The following is a 21,354-nucleotide window of genomic DNA, read 5'->3' on the forward strand; positions in this document are numbered from 1 at the left end:
CCCTCCGGGCGTTCGACCGGTCACCGGTCACTTGGTGAACCAGCTCGTTCCCCGGTGCCGGGCTGTCCGTCGAGCCGGTCGGCCACCACCGGCGCGATGCGCGACAGGGCCTCGGTGCGCATCAGGCGGTCGTGCCCGCTGTCGACCTCGTGCACCTCGATCCGCCCGCCGACGAACGGATGCCACGCCTGCGAAGTGCGCCAGTTTCCGCTGCCGTCGCTTCCTGGCTCACCGGTGGCGACGAACAGCAGCAGGTCGCCGTGGAACCGGCCGGGCCGGTGCTCCGCGAGGGCTCGGCCGTGGCGCTCGTGGCTGCGGCAGAGGCGGTCGAGGATCGCATCGTCGAGGGCGTATCCGCCCGCTCCGCCGCTCTCGGCACCGAGCACCTCGACGAACATGTCGCGGACGTCGCCGGGTGCCGCAGGCAGCAGGTCCCGTTCGCCGGTGGGTGGTGGCGGGAACGCGTCGAGCACCGCGAGCAACTCGACCTCGTCGCCCTCGTCCTGGATCGTCGTCGCGATGGCGTGCGCGACGACGCCGCCGAACGACCAGCCGAGCAGCCGGTACGGGCCGGTCGGCTGCACAGCCCGAATGCGCGCCAGGTAGTCCGAGGCCATTCCCTCGACACTCGTGGGTGCGGAACTGCCGTTGGAAAGGTCAGGAGCCTGTAGCCCGTAGACCGGTTGCCCGGGATCGAGGTACGGGAGGAGCCCCGCGTACGGCCAGCTGATCCCGCCCGCCGGGTGAACGCAGAACAGTGGCCGGCTGCTTCCGGTCGCGCGCAGCGGCAGGAGAGCGTCGAGGCCGCTGCCCGCCTCCTCCGCGTCCAGCCGACGGCTCAGCTCGGCCACGGTCGGCGCGGAGAACAGCGCTCCCACGCCCAGTTCCACACCGAAGCCGCCACGGATGCGGGACACCAGGCGAGTTGCCAGCAGGGAGTGTCCTCCGAGGTCGAAGAAGCTCTCGTCGACGCCGACCCGCTCGACGCCCAATACCTGGCCGAACAGATCGCACAACTCTTCTTCGGTCGGTGTGCGCGGCCCCCTTGCCCCGGCGCGGCGTGTGAACTCGGGCGTCGGGAGCCTGGCGCCGTCCAGCTTGCCGTTCGCCGTGACCGGCAGTTCGTCCAGGGCCACGACGACGGCCGGGACCATGTACTCGGGCAGGCGCTCTCGTACGAAGCGCCGCACCTTGTCGGAGTCGATCTCCGCACCCGCGTCGGGCACCACGAAGGCGACCAGCCGTTTGTCGCCGGGCCGGTCCTCGCGCATGACCACCGCAGCCCGTGCGACGGCGGGATGTTCGAAGAGGGCGTTCTCGATGTCACCCGGCTCGATGCGGAATCCGCGCACCTTCAACTGATCGTCGGCCCGTGCCACGTAGTCCAGTTCGCCGTGGTGATTCCACCGCACGAGATCCCCGGTGCGGTACATCCGCGCCCCGGCCGGGCCGAACGGGTCGGCCACGAAGCGCTCCGCGGTCAGTCCCGGGCGCTTCCAGTACCCACGTGCCAGCCCGGCGCCACTGACGTACAACTCTCCCACCACGCCCGGTGGGGTCTGCCGCAGCCACCGGTCCAGCACACACAGTCGCGTGTTGGCGATCGGCCGGCCGATCGAGGGTGGTCGCGTGTTGTCGCACCAGGCCAGGGTCGACCACACTGTGGTCTCGGTCGGGCCGTACAGGTTCCCGACCCGGCGCCTTGTCGCACGCATGTCGGCGGCGAGTTCCGAGGGCAGTGGTTCACCGCCGGACAGCATCGTCAGGTTCCCGGCCTCCGCGTGGCAGGAGCCGATCAGCGCCTGCCACAGCGATGGCGTGGCCTGCACGAAAGAAATGCGCTCCCGTTCGACCACACCGGTCAGCAGCGCGGGGTCGCGGACCGTCTCGTCGTCGGCGACCACAACGGTGCCGCCCGCCAGCAGCGGGCCGAGCAGTTCCAGCACGGCGATGTCGAACGCCAGTGTAGTGACGGCCAGCCAGCGGTCCGAAGCGTCGAACCGTAGGGCCTCCCCCATTCCGAGCAGCAGGTTCCGCAGCGCCGACTCGGGCACCGCCACGCCTTTGGGCCTGCCGGTGGAGCCTGACGTGTAGATCAGGTATGCGGGGTGCGAGGAATGCGGCTCGGCCGGGAGGTCCTCGTCGGTGAGGTCGACCGCGGGAAGCCGGTCGACCGTCTGGCGGACCGCAGGGTCGTCCAACCGCACGCGCCGGGAGGTACCGAGGTGCGGGGCGGTTTCGGTGGTGGTGAGCACGAGGAGGGGGTCGGCGTCGTCGAGCACGTGAGCGATACGTTCCGCCGGGTGTGCCGGATCGATCGGCAAGTACGCGCCACCAGTCTTCAACGTGGCGAGCAGCGCGACCACCATGTCCACCGAGCGCGGCAACGCGAGGGCGACGACTCGCTCCGGTCCCACGCCACGGGCTGTCAAGTAGCGGGCGAGCCGGTTCGCGCGCGCGTTCAGCTCTGCGTAGGTCAGCCGTTCCTCGCCGGAGACGACCGCCTCACTCCCCGGGGACCTGCCGGCCCGGGCCTCGAACAGCGCGGGCACCGACAGTGCGGGCCACGCGGCATCGGTACCGTTCCCCTGTGTCAGCAGTCGGTCCCGTTCGACTGCGGTGACCGCGTCGATGGTGTTCACCGCCCGATCCGGCATGTCGACCACCATCCGCAACAGCGCGCTCAGCCCGTCGAGCATGGCCTCGGCCCTCGGCCGGTCGAAGACATCCGTCCGGTGGTCCAGATGCAGTTCCACCCGCTCCCCCTGCACAACGACGAGACTGAGCGGATAGTGGGTGCTGGTGTGGCTGTAAGCCTCGCGAATCCGCAGGCCACCTCCCGCCCGTTCGAGGACCTCGCGATTGACGGGGAAGTTCTCGAACAGCACGAGACTGTCGAACAGAACGCTGTGGCCCGTCATCCGCTGGATGTCGTTGAGCCCCACGTGCTCGAACTGCGCCATCCGCAGCTGATCTTCCTGCACCCTCGACAACAGGGCGGAGACGGGCTCGTCGGCGGTGAGGCGGACGCGGACGGGCAGGGTGTTGACGAACAGGCCCACCATGTCCTCGATGCCCGCCACCTCCGGTGGGCGTCCGGCGACGGTGGCGCCGAAGACCACGTCATCGCTGCCGGTCAGCTGGCCCAGCAGCAATGCCCACGTGCCGCGCACGAGTGTGTTCAGCGTCCAGCCGCGCTCCCGCGCGAGGGCCTCCAGAGAGCCGGCCAGCTCCGGCGGCAGTTCCTGGGTGACCCGGTCGCGCCCGCACCGCGCCTGGACGACCTCCGCTTTCGGCGCGATGCGGGTCGGTGCCGGCAAGCCGCGCAGCATCTCCTGCCAGGCGGCTGCGGCCTGCTCCCTGTCCTGCGCGGCCTGCCACGCCAGGAATTCCCGATACGGCGTGGGCTGCGGCAGCCCGTCCGCGCTGTTGTGCTCGTACACATGGAACAGATCTCGCAGAATCACCGGCGTGGACCACCCGTCCAACAGCAGGTGGTGGTGCGTCAGTGCCAGGAGATGGGCCCGTTCGCCGAGCCGGATCAGTACGAAACGCAGCAGGGGGGGCACGGCCGGGTCGAACCGCTGCGAGCGCTCCGCGGCCAGCAGACGCGTGAGCTCGGCCCGCTGCTCGTCGTCACCGAGGTGCCGCAGGTCGACTTCGCGCCAGGGCAGCGTCGTGGCGGCGGGTACGACCTGAACCGGCTGTTCGACGCCGTCGAGCCAGAAAGCGGCGCGGAGGTTCGAGTGGCGCCGCAGTACGGATTCCGCCGCGTCCCGCAGCGCCCTGCGGTCCATCGGCCCGACCAGTTCCAGGGACAGCTGGACCGTGTAGTCGTCGGGGTCGCGCGCGTCGTACAGCGCGTGGAACAGCAGCCCTTCCTGGAGCGGAGTGACCGGCAGGACCTCGTCCGCTCCTCCGTGCCGCGCGTACTCGGCGCGCACCCGGGCGAGCTGCTCCGCGGTGAGGTCGGTCAAAGGCGCTCGCGCTTCCACTGCCGCGGGCGCGGGCGGCTCCCGCAACTCGGCTGCCCCTGCCAGCGCGGCCACGGACCTGTACTGGAACACGTCCCGCACGGTGATCGTCAGTCCCGCGGCCTGGGCCCGGCTGACGAGCCGTACGGAAGAAATGCTGTCGCCGCCCAGGTCGAAGAAGTTGTCGTCCACCCCGACCATCGTGATGTCGAGGACCTGGCCGAACAGATCGCACAGGCGAGCTTCGAGTGGTGTGCGCGGGCCGCGGTCGCCGACGGACTTCGTGAAGTCCGGCTTGGGGAGGGCTTTCCGGTCCAACTTCCCACTCGCCGTCATCGGAAGACGGTCCAGCTCCACCACGGCCGAGGGCACCATGAACTCCGGCAACCGCGCACGTACGGACTCCCGCAGCCGACCGGTCTCCAGCTCACCGCCCGTCTCCGCCACGACGTAGGCCACTATGCGCCTGTCACCCGGCTGGTCCTCACGCACCACCACCGCCGCCTCGGACACCCCCGCCTGCCCGGCCAGCACATTCTCGATCTCACCAGGCTCGATCCGGAAACCCCGCACCTTCACCTGGTCATCGGCACGCCCCACAAACTCCAGCACACCACCCCGACCCCACCGCACCAGATCACCCGTCCGGTACAACCGCCCACCCGCGGGGCCGAACGGGTCCGCCACGAACCGCTCCGCACTCAACCCCGCACGACCCCAATAACCCCGCGCCAGACCCACACCCCCCACATACAACTCACCCACCACACCAACAGGCACCACACCCAACCGACCGTCCAGAACATAGACCCGCGTATTGGCGACCGGCCGACCGACCTTGACGGGGCCGTCCTCGGCCTCCCAGAACAGGCTGTCCGCGCTGGCCTCGGAGGATCCGTACAAGTTGAGCAGCAGCGAATCGGGCAGGACGTCGCGGTGGCGCTCGACCAGCGCGCGCGGCAGTGCCTCGCCACTGACCACCCAGCAGCGCACGGACGAGAGGGAGCTGGAGAAGGTGTCGTCCAGCAGCAGCCGGAGCAGGCTCGGGACCACGGTCACCCGCTCGATCTCGTACGCGGAGACCAGTCGCACCAGGGCTGCTGGATCTCGCAGGGCGTCGTCCCCCGCCAGCACGACCTTACCCCCGTGCAGCAACGTGCCCAGCACTTCGGTGGCGCTGTCCAGGAAGCTCAGCGAGCTGCGCGCGAGGACCGTGGAGGACCGCCACTGCGGATACCGGCTGCTGAACCACTCCCAGCGGTTCGCGAGGCCGGCGTGGAGACCCACGAGCCCCTTCGGCACACCCGTCGAACCGGAGGTGTAGATGACGTACGCCGGATGCTGCGACGTCAGCGGCATCGTCCGCTCGGCGTCCGCGACGTTCGCCGACGACTGGCTTCCCAGGCCTGCCGGGTCGTCGGCCAGCAGGCAGGTGGCATCCGTCCTCGGCAGGCCGGCGCGCACCGCCGAAGTCGTCACCAGCACCGCGGGCTCGGCGTCGGCCAGCATGAATGCGATCCGGTCGACGGGGTACGCCGGGTCGATCGGCAGGTAGGCACCACCGGCCTTCAATACGGCCAGGACCGCGATCACCATGTCCACCGAGCGGGGAAGCGCCAATCCCACAACCCGCTCCGGCCCCACGCCCAGCCCCACCAGACGGCGGGCGAGCTGGTTCGCCCGAGCGTTCAGGTCGCGGTAGGACACCTCAACGTCTTCGAACACCAGCGCCACGGCATCCGGTGTGCGCCACACCTGCTGTTCGAACAGATCGGGCAGCACCCGCGACGGTGGGAGCGCCATCGCCGTGTCGTTCCAGGAGTCCAGCAGCCGGTGCCGCTCGACAGCGTCCACGACGTCGATGCCGCTGATACTCCGATCCGGGTCGTCGGCCACCGTCTCCAGCAAGCGGCGAAATCGGGACAGCAAGCCCTGCGCGGTAGGGCCCTCGAAGATGTCGGTGTTGTACTCGACGGTCAGCGAGATTCCCTCATTGGGCGCGCCCTCGTTGACGCTGAACAGCAGATCGACCCGGGACGCGCCGACGCTGACGGGCATCAGCCGGCCGCTCGTGTTCGGCAGGCCCAGCTCGGCGTCCAGCGAGTCCTGCAAGGTGAGCATCACCTGGAACAGTGGGTGGTGCGCCAGGGTCCTGGTCGGGTTCAGCACATCGACGAGCTGCTCAAAGGAAACGTCCTGGTTCTCGTAAGCCCCCAGATCCGTGTCCCGAGCGCGGCGGACGAGCTCGCGGAACGTGGGGTCGCCGGAGGAGTCGACCCGCAGGACGAGGGTGTTGACGAAGAAGCCCACAAGATCGTCCAGGGCCTCGTCGGTACGGCCCGCCACGACGGAGCCGAGCACCACGTCCTCCCCGGTGTTGAGCCGGGTCAGCAATGCGACCAGGCCGGCATGGAGCACCATGAACAAGCTCGCGTCGCTCGATTTGGCCACCTGCCGCAGACGTGCGCAGAGCTCGGCAGGCCACTCAACGACCAATGTGTGTCCGCTGTGGGAGGCAACCGTCGGTCGGGGTCGGTCGGTGGGCAGTGGCAGCAGTTCCGGTGCGCCGTCGAGTTTGCTCTGCCAGTAGGCGAGTTGTTGCGCTATGAGACTGTCCGGGTCTTCCTCGCTGCCCAGGTGCTCGTACTGCCACAAAGCGTAGTCCGCATACTGCACCGGCAACGGCACCCAATCCGGCACACCACCAGCCGACCGGGCGCGGTAAGCATCACACAAGTCCCGCCACAACGGCCGCAAAGACCAGCCATCCGCCGCAATATGGTGCACCACCAGCACCAACACCCGCTCACACCCCGACACCACCAACAAACCCGCCCGAACCGGCAACTCACCACCCAGCTCAAACCCATACCGCACCAGCCCGGCTATCTCCTCATCCAGCCGACCGGCAGGAACCCGTGCAGTGGTCAGCCCACCCCACACACCATCCAGATCCTCAAGCGGCACCACCTTCTGACACGGCACCCCGTCAACCTCGTCGAAAACGGTGCGCAAACTCTCATGCCGGGCGACCACATCACCCAACGCCGCCCCCAGCGCCCCCTCATCAACAGCACCCTCCAACCGCACCACCAACGGAATGTTGTACGTCGCCGACGGCCCCTCCAACCGATGCAAAAACCACAACCGACGCTGCGCAAAAGACAACGGCAACCGCCCCGGCCGCACCACCGCAACCACACCACCCCGCGCACCCCTCGCACCCTCCACCCTCCCCGCCAACAAACCCGGCGACGGAGCATCAAACACCGCACTCACACCAAGCTCAACACCCAAAACACCCCGCACCCGCGACACCAAACGCGTCGCCAACAAAGAATGACCACCCAAATCAAAAAACCCATCACCAACCCCCACCCCCTCCACACCCAACACCTCACCAAACAACTCACACAAACAAGCCTCAACCGCAGTACACGGGCCACGATCGCCGACAGATGCCGTGAACTCCGGCCTGGGAAGGGCCTTCCGGTCCAACTTGCCATTCACCGTCACCGGCAGACGGTCCAGCTCCACCACGGCCGAGGGCACCATGAACTCCGGCAACCGCCCACGCATAAACTCCCGCAGCCGACCGGACTCCAGCTCACCGCCCGCAGCGGCACCCGCACCCACCACATACGCGACCAGCCCACGCCCGCCCGGCAGATCATCACGCACCACCACCGCCGCCTGCCCCACCCCCGGACAAGCCCCCACCACACGCTCAACCTCACCAAGCTCGATCCGGAAACCCCGCACCTTCACCTGATCATCGGCACGCCCCACAAACTCCAGCACACCACCCCGACCCCACCGCACCAGATCACCCGTCCGGTACAACCGCCCACCCGCACCACCGAACGGGTCCGCCACGAACCGCTCCGCACTCAACCCCGCACGACCCCAATAACCCCGCGCCAGACCCACACCCCCCACATACAACTCACCCACCACACCAACAGGCACCACACCCAACGAACCATCCAGAACATAGACCCGCGTGTTCGACAACGGCGTGCCCATGGGCGGGGACTCAGAGCCGGAAAGCTCCTCGGTCATCGTGAGGTAGACGGTCGCCTCAGTGGGACCGTAGGCATTCACCATCAGCCGCCCCGCCGACCACCGCTCCACGAGTTCGCCGGGGCAGGGTTCAATTCCGGTGACCAGGACACGAAGCGAAGGCAGATCCTGTGCCGGAACACTCGACAGCACCGTAGGCGACACAACGGCATGGCTGATGCGCTTCTCGGCCAGGACAGTGGCCAATTCCGCGCCGATCAGCTTCTCCGTTTCGGGCACGACGAGCGCACCTCCGGTCATGAGAGCCATGAGCAGCTCCATCACCATCACGTCGAAGCCGGGTGATGCCAATTGCAGCACCCGACTGCCGACACCGGCGTCGAGCCGCTCTCGCTGCACCTCGGCCAAGTTGGCCACTGCGGCGTGCGGAATCACCACGGCTTTGGGAACACCGGTGGAACCAGACGTATAGATCACGTACGCCGGCGACTCCGGCCTCAACGACACCCGTCGGTCGGCGTCGGCGAGGTCGTCACCGTTGCTGAGGCCAAGTTGGCGCCGGTATTCCGCGTCGCCAAGGAGGAGGATCGGAACCCCTTCGGGGAGCACGTGATCCCCGATGCGGTCCGCCGCGATCACGACTGCGGGATCCGCGTCTTCCAGCAGGAACCGGATCCGGTCGGCCGGGTATGCGGGGTCGATCGGCAGGTAGGCGCCACCGGCTTTCAACGCGGCCAGGACGGCGATCACCATGTCCGCCGAACGGGGCAGCACCAGTGCCACGACCCGTTCCGGCCCCACGCCGAGCTCCACCAGATGGTGGGCGAGTTGGTTGGCGCGGGTGTTGAGTTCCGCGTAGGTGAGGTGGGCGTCCCCGTGTTCCAGAGCGGTGGCCTGCGGCGTCCTGTTCACCTGATTCTGGAACAGGTCCGGCAACGGCACAGCGGCGATATCGGGCCTGTGGGTGTCGTTCCGCCGCACCAGCAGCTCGTGCTCCTCAGCCGGATCAAGGAGCCGCAGCTGCCCCAGACGCAGGTCAGGAGCCTCCGCCAACTGGCCCAGGACACGGACCAAATAGCTGCCGAGCCGCTGCGCGGTCTCACGCTCGAAGAGATCCTCGGCGTACGTCAGCGACAACTCCAAGCCGGCCGGAGCCCCGTCAGCACTCCGAAACTCATCGAACACGAAAGACAAATCGAACTTCGCCGGACTGAAGTCATGCGGGCGCAGACCACCGGTCGTGTTCGGCAGCGCAAAATCGTGGTCCTCGGAAGTGTTGAGAGCAAACGCCACTTGGAACATGGGGTGCTGCGCCAACGACCGGACCGGATTGACGACCTCCACCAAACGCTCGAACGGCACATCCTGATGCTCATAAGCCGCCACATCCGTGTTCCGGACGCGGCGGACGAGCTCGCGGAACGTGGGGTCGCCGGAGGAGTCGACCCGCAGGACGAGAGTGTTGACGAAGAAGCCGACGAGATCATCCAGGGCCTCGTCGGTACGGCCCGCCACGACGGAGCCGAGCACCACGTCCTCCCCGGCGTTGAGCCGGGTCAGCAATGCGACCAGGCCGGCATGGAGCACCATGAACAAACTCGCCCCACTGGAGGCGGCTATCCTGGCCAACCCGTCATGCACTTCGCTGTCGACATCGAACGACACGACATCACCGCGATAGCTGGGCACACGCGGCCGGGGCCGGTCGGTGGGCAACGACAGCAATTCCGGCGCGCCCTCCAACTGTCGCTGCCAATAGCCGAGCTGACCTGCTATCAGGCTGTCCGGGTCTTCCTCGCTGCCCAGGTGCTCGTACTGCCACAAAGCGTAGTCCGCATACTGCACTGGCAACGGCACCCAATCCGGCACACCACCAGCCGACCGGGCGCGGTAAGCATCACACAAGTCCCGCCACAACGGCCGCAAAGACCAGCCATCCGCCGCAATATGGTGCACCACCAGCACCAACACCCGCTCACACCCCGACACCACCAACAAACCCGCCCGAACCGGCAACTCACCACCCAGATCAAACCGGTACCGCACCAGCCCGGCTATCTCCTCATCCAGCCGGCCGGCGGGGACGCTCGTAGTAGTCAGACCACCCCAGAGAGGGCCCAGCTCTTCCGACGAAATCACCTTCTGACACGGCACCCCGTCAACCTCGTCGAAAACGGTGCGCAAACTCTCATGCCGGGCGACCACATCACCCAACGCCGCCCCCAGCGCCCCCTCATCAACAGCACCCTCCAACCGCACCACCAACGGAATGTTGTACGTCGCCGACGGCCCCTCCAACCGATGCAAAAACCACAACCGACGCTGCGCAAAAGACAACGGCAACCGCCCCGGCCGCACCACCGCAACCACACCACCCCGCGCACCCCTCGCACCCTCCACCCTCCCCGCCAACAAACCCGGCGACGGAGCATCAAACACCGCACTCACACCAAGCTCAACACCCAAAACACCCCGCACCCGCGACACCAAACGCGTCGCCAACAAAGAATGACCACCCAAATCAAAAAACCCATCACCAACCCCCACCCCCTCCACACCCAACACCTCACCAAACAACTCACACAAACAAGCCTCAACCGCAGTACACGGACCCCCGCCACTCACAGAACTCGCAAAGTCAGGCCGGGGAAAAGCCTTCCGATCCAACTTCCCACTCGCCGTCATCGGCAGACGGTCCAGCTCCACCACGGCCGAGGGCACCATGAACTCCGGCAACCGCCCACGCACAAACTCCCGCAACCGACCGGACTCCAGCTCACCGCCCGCCTCCGCCACGACGTAGGCCACTATGCGCCTGTCACCCGGCTGGTCCTCACGCACCACCACCGCCGCCTCGGACACCCCCGCCTGCCCGACCAGCACACTCTCGATCTCACCAGGCTCGATCCGGAAACCCCGCACCTTCACCTGATCATCGGCACGCCCCACAAACTCCAGCACACCACCCCGACCCCACCGCACCAGATCACCCGTCCGGTACAACCGCCCACCCGCACCACCGAACGGGTCCGCCACGAACCGCTCCGCACTCAACCCCGCACGACCCCAATAACCCCGCGCCAGACCCACACCCCCCACATACAACTCACCCACCACACCAACAGGCACCACACCCAACGAACCATCCAGAACATAGACCCGTGTATTGAAGGTGGGATGGCCCATGATCGGCTTGTCCGAGTCCGTGCCCACCTCTCCTGCGGTGACCCAGACCGTCGCTTCAGTCGGCCCGTACAGGTTCAGCATCAGGCGGCCAGGGGCCCATCGGCTGATCAGCTCGCTGCCGATGGGTTCCCCTCCGACCAGCAGCGTGCGAAGCGACGGCAACTCCACTACCGGCATGGTCGCCAGCACCGACGGGGACAGCAACGCATGGGAGATCCGGCTCCCGGCAAGCTCGTCGGCCAGCTCCCCACCGGTCAACCCCATCGAGCCCGACGGGACGACCAGGGTTCCGCCGGAGGCGAAGGCCATCAGCATCTCAAGCACCGCGGCATCGAAGCTCTGCGAGGCCAGTTGCAATACCCTCGACGCACCTGTGAGCACGAAGCGTTCCACCTGGGCTCGCGCCAACGCAGCCAATCCGGCGTGCGAGACCACTACGCCCTTCGGTGTTCCCGTCGAACCCGATGTATAGATCACATACGCGGCAGCCTCGCAGGGCACCTCCACGTCGGGCGAAGCGGTCGAGCACCTTTCGGCCGCGCGAACCACTTCCGGCTCGTCAAGCACGAGCTTCGGCGTGTCCGCCGGTAGCAGCTGACTAAACGCGGATTTGGTGAGCACCAGCGCAGCGTCGCTGTCCGCCACCATGAAGCCGACCCGCTCCCGCGGGTAGGCAGGGTCGATCGGCACGTACGCTGCGCCCGTCTTCGCCACTGCGAGGATGGCGACGTTCGCCTCTACCGATCGCCCGAGCAGCAGAGCAACACGTGACTCCACTCCGATGCCGTACGTGCGGAGATGGTGGGCGAGTTGGTTGGCGCGGGTGTTGAGTTCCGCGTAGGTGAGGTGGGCGTCCCCGTGTTCCAGAGCGGTGGCCTGCGGCGTCCTGTTCACCTGATTCTGGAACAGGTCCGGCAACGGCACAGCGGCGATATCGGGCCTGTGCGTGTCGTTCCGCCGCACCAGCAGCTCGTGCTCCTCAGCCGGATCAAGGAGCCGCAGCTGCCCCAGACGCAGGTCAGGAGCCTCCGCCAACTGGCCCAGAACACGGACCAAATAGCTGCCGAGCCGCTGCGCGGTCTCACGCTCGAAGAGATCCTCGGCGTACGTCAGCGACAACTCCAAGCCGGCCGGAGCCGCGTCAGCACTCCGAAACTCATCGAACACGAAAGACAAATCGAACTTCGCCGGACTGAAATCGTGGCGACACAGACGCCCGATGGTGCCCGGCAGCGCGAAGTCATACTCCGCCGTGTTGTTGAGAGCAAACGCCACTTGGAACAAGGGGTGCTGCGCCAACGACCGGACCGGATTGACGACCTCCACCAAACGCTCGAACGGCACATCCTGATGCTCATAAGCCGCCACATCCGTGTTCCGGGCCCGATCGACGAGCTCACGGAATGTCGGATCGCCCGAAGCATCCACGCGCAGGACAAGGGTGTTGACGAAGAAGCCCGCCAGGTCCTCAAGCGCGCTGTCGGTCCGCCCCGCGATCGGACTGCCGACGACGACTTCTTCCCCGGCGTTGAGCCGGGTCAGCAATGCGACCAGGCCGGCATGGAGCACCATGAACAAACTCGCCCCACTGGAGGCGGCTATCCTGGCCAACCCTTCATGCACTTCGCTGTCGACATCGAACGACACGACATCACCGCGATAGCTGGGCACACGCGGCCGGGGCCGGTCGGTGGGCAACGACAGCAATTCCGGCGCGCCCTCCAACTGTCGCTGCCAATAGCCGAGCTGACCTGCTATCAGGCTGTCCGGGTCTTCCTCACTGCCCAGGTGCTCGTACTGCCACAAAGCGTAGTCCGCATACTGCACCGGCAACGGCACCCAATCCGGCACACCACCAGCCGACCGGGCGCGGTAAGCATCACACAAGTCCCGCCACAACGGCCGCAAAGACCAGCCATCCGCCGCAATATGGTGCACCACCAGCACCAACACCCGCTCACACCCCGACACCACCAACAAACCCGCCCGAACCGGCAACTCACCACCCAGATCAAACCGGTACCGCACCAGCCCAGCTATCTCCTCATCCAGCCCATCCCGGCCCACATGAGAAACGGCCATGCCGCCCCACACAGCACCAAGCTCATCGACCGGCACCACCTTCTGACACGGCACCCCGTCAACCTCGTCGAAAACGGTGCGCAAACTCTCATGCCGGGCGACCACATCACCCAACGCCGCCCCCAGCGCCCCCTCATCAACAGCACCCTCCAACCGCACCACCAACGGAATGTTGTACGTCGCCGACGGCCCCTCCAACCGATGCAAAAACCACAACCGACGCTGCGCAAAAGACAACGGCAACCGCCCCGGCCGCACCACCGCAACCACACCACCCCGCGCACCCCTCGCACCCTCCACCCTCCCCGCCAACAAACCCGGCGACGGAGCATCAAACACCGCACTCACACCAAGCTCAACACCCAAAACACCCCGCACCCGCGACACCAAACGCGTCGCCAACAAAGAATGACCACCCAAATCAAAAAACCCATCACCAACCCCCACCCCCTCCACACCCAACACCTCACCAAACAACTCACACAAACAAGCCTCAACCGCCGTACACGGACCCCGATCGCCGACAGATGCCGTGAACTCCGGCCTGGGAAGAGCCTTCCGGTCCAACTTCCCATTCACCGTCACCGGCAGACGGTCCAACTCCACGACCACAGACGGCACCATGAACTCCGGCAACCGCCCACGCACAAACCCGCGAACCTCCCCCTCCCCCACATCCGCACCCACCACATACGCCACCAGCCCACGCCCGCCCGGCAGATCATCACGCACCACCACCGCCGCCTGCCCCACCCCCGGACAAGCCCCCACCACACGCTCAACCTCACCAAGCTCGATCCGGAAACCCCGCACCTTCACCTGATCATCGGCACGCCCCACAAACTCCAGCACACCACCCCGACCCCACCGCACCAGATCACCCGTCCGGTACAACCGCCCACCCACACCACCGAACGGGTCCGCCACGAACCGCTCCGCACTCAACCCCGCACGACCCCAATAACCCCGCGCCAGACCCACACCCCCCACATACAACTCACCCACCACACCAACAGGCACCACACCCAACGAACCATCCAGAACATAGGCACACATGTTGTCCGTGGCCCGCCCGATCGGGACGGTGTTCCCGATCGAGGCCGCGGTCCTGACCTCGTGATACGTGCAGAACGCGGTTGCTTCGGTCGGGCCGTAGACGTGCACGAATGTGGTGTCCGGACAGGTCTCGACCGCGCGCCGGAACGCTGGTGCCGACACCGCCTCGCCACCGGTCCACACCTCGCGCAGGGCAGAGAACAGGTCGACTCGCTCGTCGACTAGATGGTTGAACAAAGCCGTGGTGAAGAAGGCGTGCGTCACCCGCTCGCGCGCGATGGTCGACCGCAATGCGTCCAGGTCGAGCTCGTCCGTCGGGGCCAGCACCAATCGCCCGCCGTGGAGCAGCGGAACCCACATCTCGTAGACCGACGCGTCGAAGGCGAGCGTCGAGTGAACCAGCACGCGCGCATCGGCGTAGCCGGCGAACGCACGGTCCCCGGCCAGCTCGACGATGCCTTCGTGCGTGACCGCGACGCCTTTCGGTGTGCCCGAGGAGCCAGAGGTGTAGATGATGTAGGCGGGTTGCTCGGCGTGCAGTCCGTGACCGCGTTCCTCGTCGGTGAGGTGCGCCGTTGGCCGGGCGGAGATCTGCTGCCGCACCTCCGGTGAGTCGAGCTCGACGATCGGCGTGTCGCCGACCTCGACCGCAGGCCGTAGGGCCTTCGTGGTGAGCACCAGCGCGGGCTTCGCGTCGCTCAGTATCAGCCGGACCCGTTCAGCGGGGTTGCCGGTATCGATCGGCAGGTACGCGCCACCGGCTTTCAGCACGGCCAGGACCGCGACGGTCACGTCCGCCGAGCGGGGCAGTGCGAGCCCGACCACACATTCCGGGCCGACGCCCGCCGCCACCAGCAGACGGGCGAGCTGGTTGGAGCGGGCGTCGAGGTCGGCGTACGTCAGTTCCTCGCTCCCGGACACCACCGCGACCGCCCCGGGCCGGCGAGCCACCTGCCGGCCGAACAGCACCGGCACCGGGGCCGACGGCGCCGTCACCACGGCCTCGTTCAACCCCAGCAGTCGCGCCCGCTCGGCGTCGGTCGCCGGGTCGATGTTGCCCACAGGACGCTCCGGACGCGTGCACATCGCCTCCAGAAGGCATTCCAACCGTCCGAGCAGCGATTCCGTCAAGGGCTGGTCGAACATCTGCGGGTCGTGGTCCAGCCGGAGCCGCATCCGCTCTCCCGGGAACACAACGAGACCCAACGGGTAGTGCGAACCGTCGTGGCCCGCGATATCGGTGACCCGCAACTCGCTGCCGTTCGGCGTGATCCTCGCCGTGTCCAGCGGGTAGTTCTCGATGACGACCAGGGAATCGAAGAGCTTCCCGTGCCCGCTCAGCCGGTGCACGTCCACGAGGCCGAGGTGCTGGTGATCGGCCAGCGCGGCCTGTTCGTCGCGGAAGCGGCGGAGCAACTCGACCACCGGTTCGCCCGGGTCCAGCCGGAGCCTGACGGGCACTGTGTTGATGAACAGCCCCACCATCGATTCCACCCCGGGCAGGTGAGGTGGGCGCCCGGCCACGGTGAGGCCGAACACGACGTCGGAGCGGCTGGTCAGCGACCGGAGGAGGAGGCCCCAGGCGGCCTGCAACAGGGTGCCTGGGGTCAGCTCCTGGCTGCGTGCGAAGCTCCGCACCTGCGCGGTGAGTTCCGCGGAGAGCTCCAGGGTCGTCTGTTCACGGTGCTTCGTCGCGGCCGGTCCCACCACCGAGGCGAGCAGTGTCGGCTCGCTCAGCCCCTCCAGGGCGCGCTGCCAGGCGTGCTCGGCTGCCTGCCGGTCCTGGGCACCGAGCCATGCCAGGTGTTCCCGGTACGGCGTGACCCGCGGGAGTCCGCCGTCCGCACCGCCGTCCCGGTAGAGCTGGAACAGCTCGCGGAGGAGGACGCCGTACGACCAGCCGTCCATCACGATGTGGTGGTTGGTCAGCACCAGCAGGTGCCGTTGTGGCGCGAGCCGGACCAGGGCGAACCGAAGCAGCGGTGGGTCGGCCGGGTCGAACCCGGACTCCCGCTGTGCGGCCAGCAGTCGCTCGCGCTCGGCCCGCTGGTCGGCTCGGGCGCGGCCCTGGAGGTCGAGTTCCACCCACGCCAGCGGCACCGAGCGGGGGATGATCTGGACAGGGGCGTCCAGGTCGTCGGACAGGAAGGCGGCGTTCAGGTTCGGGTGGCGGCGCAGGAGTGCTTCGGCTGCGGTACGCAGCTCGGTGGCGCGCACCGGTCCCGCCAGCTCCAGTACGACCTGGGAGACGTACTCGTCCGGGCTGCTCTCCTCGTGGAGGGCGTGGAAGAGCAGGCCCTGCTGGAGCGGGGTCAGCGGCAGTACGTCGATGATGCCGGACTGCTTCGTCACGGCCTCCTCCACTTCGCCTCAAGCCGGTCGACCTGTTCCTGGGTGAGTGGAACCAGGCCGAAATCGGACGGTGTGTGACCGCCGGCACCGGGTCGGTCGATCGATGCCGTGATGCCGCGGAGCACGTCGAACCAGGTCTCCGCGAGCGCGGTGACCGCCTCCCCGGCGTGTGGGGACCGCCAGGACCAGGTGGCGACCAGCCGTGGTCCCCGGGGTGTCGCGAGCACGGCCGCGTTGAGGTCGATCAGGTGGATCGGCGGCATCCCTGGCCCGTTCCTGGTCGCGACCCTCAGGGTGTGCCCCGCGCGGTCCGCGAGCGGGGTCCAGGGGGCGCCTTCGGCGTCGTCGGCCACCGGGAGCCTGCCCAGGTAGTTGAAGCCGATCTCCGGGGTGGGCAGGTGGGACAGTTCTCCGGCGGTGTCCGGGTTGAGGTAGCGCAGCAGCCCGTATCCGAGTCCCTGTCCGGGGACGGCCCGGATCTCCTCCTTCAGGTGCTGAACGGTGCGCCGCAGTTCCGGGCCGCCCTGCCGGACGTCGCCGGGGTCCACCGGACCGGGGGTGAGCCGCACCGGGTACATGGTGGTGAACCAGCCGACTGCGCCGGACAGGTCCAGGACTCCGGCGAGTTCGTGATGCCTCCCGTGGCCTTCGACCTCGACCACCACCGGCCGGCCCGGCCGGCCCCTGTGCTGCCGCCACTGCTCGACGGCAGTGCCCAACGCGGCCAGCAGCACCTCGTGGGTGTCGGCGTGGTATGCGGCGGCCATCCGCCGCAGCAGCGGCTCGGTGTCCGCGACGGGGAGCTCCACGGTCAGTTCACCGAATCCGTGCTGCGGCGCCTCGGCGGCTTGCGTGTGCTCGGGCCCGGCGTCCGCCAGGCTGTTCTTCCAGTGGTCGAGCTCGGCGATCCGGTCCGGGCGGCGGGCTTCGGCGGCGAGGATCCGCGCCCAACGGCGCAGGTACGTGCCGCGCGGCGGAAGCTCCGCTGTGCGGCCAGCGGCGACGGCCTGCCACGCGGTGGCCAGGTCCGCCAGCAGGATGGGCCAGGACACCGCGTCGACGGCCAGGTGGTGGATCACCAGCAGCAGCCGCCCCGCTCGTCCGGGTCCGGCGTCGAGGAACACGGCCTGCCAGACCTTCCCGGATGCCGGATCCAGGCGCTGCCGGGCGGCCTCGAAGTGCTCCTCCGCCGTGGTGTGCGACTTCTCGTCGGAGAGGCCGCCCACCTCCTCCACGCAGGTCACCTGCTCCGCGATGTCCTGCTGCCCGGCGGGCACCACCCGCGGACCGGTGTCGTCCGCGCTCCAGCTCAGGCGCAGTGCGTCGTGCCGCTCCCGCAGGATGTCCAGGGCGGCGGTCAGGCCCGCCCTGTCGACGGCGGCCGGCAGCGTCAGCAGCATGGCCTGACACAGTCCCTCGAACCTCTGGCCCGCGCCTCGGAACCACTCCACGATCGGCGTCGGCCCGAGGGGGCCGACGCCGTCGTCGTCACCCGGTTCGGTCCCGGTGTGCTCGGCGGCGACCGCGGCGATGCCCGCAACGTCCCGGTGCGTCAGCACGTCCTGCGGTGTGAACGTGATCCCGGCCGCCTGGGCCCGGCTCACCAGCTGAATGGTGGTGATGCTGTCCCCGCCGAGGTCGAAGAAGCTGTCACCGATCCCCACATCCGGCACGCCGAGCAGCTCACCGAACAGCTCGCACAGCGTTTCCTCCGTCCGGGTCCGCGGCGGGCGGGCCGAGGCGGTGCCCGAGAACCGCGGCGCGGGCAGGGCCCGGCGGTCCAGTTTGCCGTTGGCGGTGAGCGGCAGCGTGTCGACGGGCACGAACGCCGCGGGCACCAGGTGATCCGGCAGCCGGCTGCGCACGGCCTCCCGCAGCTCGCCGGTGTCGAGCGCTCCGGCCGCTTCGGGCACCACGTACCCGACGAGGAGCCTGTCCCCGGACTCGTCGTCGTACGGGGCGACAGCGGCGCCCGCGACGCCCTCGAGCCTGGTCAGGACGCTTGCGACCTCGCCCGGTTCGATCCGGAAGCCGCGGATCTTCAGCTGGTCGTCGGCTCTGCCGACGTACTCCAGGCAGCCGGGCCCGCCCCACCGGACGAGGTCCCCGGTGCGGTACAGCCGCCCGCCCGCATGTCCGCCCGTGCCGAAGGGATCGGCCACGAACCGTTCGGCGGTCAGCCCCGCCCGTCGCCAATAGCCCCGTGCCACCCCGAGACCGCCGAGGTACAACTCGCCGACCGCGCCCTGCGGCACGAGACGCAGGCGGTCATCCAGCACGTACGCGTGGGTGTTGTCGACCGGCCGGCCGACCGGCGCCCCGCCGCCGTCCGCGTTCGCCGCACCGCACCAGCCCGCCGTCGCGTACACGGTCGCTTCGGTGGGTCCGTACGCGTTCATCACCCGGCCTCCCGGGAACGCCGTCTCCAGAGCGTCCACCACACGGGTCGGCAGCGCCTCACCCGCGCATACGACGACGCCCGAGAACTCCGTGGTCCGCACCGCGGCGGCCACCTGGGCCAGCACCGAGGGGACTCCGCTGATCGCACTCGGCGCCGGTCCGGTGGACAGCCGCTCCACCAGGGCCAGGCCGTCTCGCACGACCTCGGCGCACCCGCCGCACGCCAGCGGCGCGAGCAGCTCGAACACCGACACGTCGAAGCTCAAGGACGTGGAGACGAGCACCCGGCCGAGATCGCGCTCACCGAGCGTACGAACTGCCCAGGACAGCAGATTCACCGCGTTCACGTGCGGCACCACCACCCCCTTCGGGGTGCCGGTCGAGCCCGAGGTGTAGATCACGTAGGCGGGATGTGTTCCGTGCGGCGGCCGTCGCTCTTCTTCGCCGAGCTCCGAGCTCGGCTGTTCGGCGAGGCTGCGGCCCACCTCGCCGCTGTCGAGCACCACGACGTCGACGGTGCTGTCCTCGACGCACCCGGCGGTCTCGGAGGTGGCCAGCAGCAAGGCCGGCTCCGCGTCGGCGAGCATGAACGCAACGCGATGAGCGGGGTAACCAGGGTCGATCGGCAGATACGCACCGCCGGCCTTCAGTACCGCGAGCACCGCGACGACCATGTCCTCCGTGCGGGGCAGCACCAGGCCCACCACCCGTTCGGGACCGACCCCGCGCCGCACCAGATGACGCGCCAGCCGGTTCGCCCGCGTGTGCAGTTCCTCATAGGTGAGGCTGGATTCCCCGCACACCACGGCGACCCGCTCCGGGGTCCGCGCCGCCTGGGCTGCCAGCACCTCGGGCAGTGTGTCGGAGGTCAGCTCGGCTGCCGCGCCCTTCCATCCCTCCAGCAGCCTGCCGCGCTCCGCGGCTCCCAGTACGTCCACCTCGCCGACCGCGACGTCGAGATCGGTGACCAGCGTGTCCAGCAGTGCGAGGAACCGGTCCTGGTGGATGCGCAGTTCCTCGTCGCTGTAGCAGTCCGGGTTCCCGTTGAAGTCGAGCCGGACGGCGCCGTCCGCCTGCTCGTAAGCCATGACGGACAGGTCGTCGGTCAGCCCGTTGGACACGTTGTGCAGCTTGGCGGCGCACGGTCCGAAGTCCAGGTCGACGTCGACGGGCATCACGTTGATCTCGGGGCCCATGAGGTGCCGCATTCCGCTCGTCAGACCGAGCGCACGGGCCAGGTCCTCCGCGCGGTAGCGCTGGTGGGCCAGCGCGCCGCGGACCTCCTGCGAGACGCTCCGCAGCAGCTCCCGCACGGTGGTCCCGCGGCCGACCCGCACCCGCAGGGGCAGCACGTTCGCCATCGTGCCCGGGTTCGTACGCGCGACCGCGCCCTTGCGGGCCGCGGCTGCGAACCCGACCGCCATGTCGTCCTCCCCCGTCAGCCGGTGGAGGTACGCGGTGGTCGCGGCGATCAGCACGACCGACCAGTGCGTACGGACACTGCGGGCGGCTTCTTTGACACGCTCCACGACTGCCGCGGGGATGTGGCCGGTGCACCGCAGGAAACTCCTCGGTGGCTCCTCGGCCACATCCGAGAGCCGGGCAGCGGCGGGCCGGTCGGCGAACTTCCCGAGCCAGTACTCCCGGTCCCGCTCGAACTGGCCGGAGTCGCGGTACTCGACGTCCTGCTCGACGAGTTCCCGCAACGACGAGAACGGGGAAGGCCCCGGGGACAGCCCCGCCAGGGCCGACTTGTAGCGGTGCGCGGTGCGTTGCGCCAGGAGCAGACCGCCCGCCGCGTCGACGACCAGGTGGTGCCAGCCCTGGTACCAGTAGAAGCGGTTCGGGCCCAGCTTGAGCAGCGCGTTGGAGAAGAGCCGATCCCGGGTCAGGTCCATCGGGACAGCGAGGTCGTCGTACATCCAGCGTTCCGCCGCCGCGTGCGGGTCGGCTTCGGTACTGAGGTCGAGCACCGGGAAATCCCAGTCCGCGCCGGGTTCCACCGTCTGACGGGCGACACCGTCCACCTCGTGGACCCGGCAGTGCAGCGTGTCCGCCTCGGCGACGGTGTCGCGGACCGCGGCCTCGAACCGGGCGGCGTCGAGCGGGCCGTCGAGATCGACGTACTGGCCCACTCGGAAGTGGAGACTCTCGGGGTTGAACCGTTGCGCCAGCCAGATCTCCCGCTGGGCGTCCGACAACGGGAATGCGGAGCCTTCCGCAGATCGTTCCATGATTCCCCCATCGGCTCGACGTGTGCCGTGTCCTCGGGACCGGACGA

At 68.4% G+C, this 21,354-nt stretch carries 2 protein-coding genes; both read right to left on the bottom strand.

The genetic code is table 11. The features are described 5' to 3' along the window. Window positions 1–20: 20 nt before the first annotated feature. Window positions 21–16,673, bottom strand: coding sequence for a non-ribosomal peptide synthetase (locus OHB04_RS02755; protein WP_326806730.1), 16,653 nt, complete (start codon window positions 16,671–16,673; stop codon window positions 21–23). Then, window positions 16,670–21,307: a non-ribosomal peptide synthetase gene (locus OHB04_RS02760; protein ID WP_326806731.1), complete on the bottom strand. Its 4,638-nt coding sequence runs from the start codon at window positions 21,305–21,307 to the stop codon at window positions 16,670–16,672. The genes OHB04_RS02755 and OHB04_RS02760 overlap by 4 nt, the downstream gene beginning before the upstream one ends. Between the last annotated feature and the right edge of the window lie 47 nt (window positions 21,308–21,354).

The sequence above is a fragment of the Streptomyces sp. NBC_01775 genome, from assembly GCF_035917675.1.
Classification (GTDB): domain Bacteria; phylum Actinomycetota; class Actinomycetes; order Streptomycetales; family Streptomycetaceae; genus Streptomyces.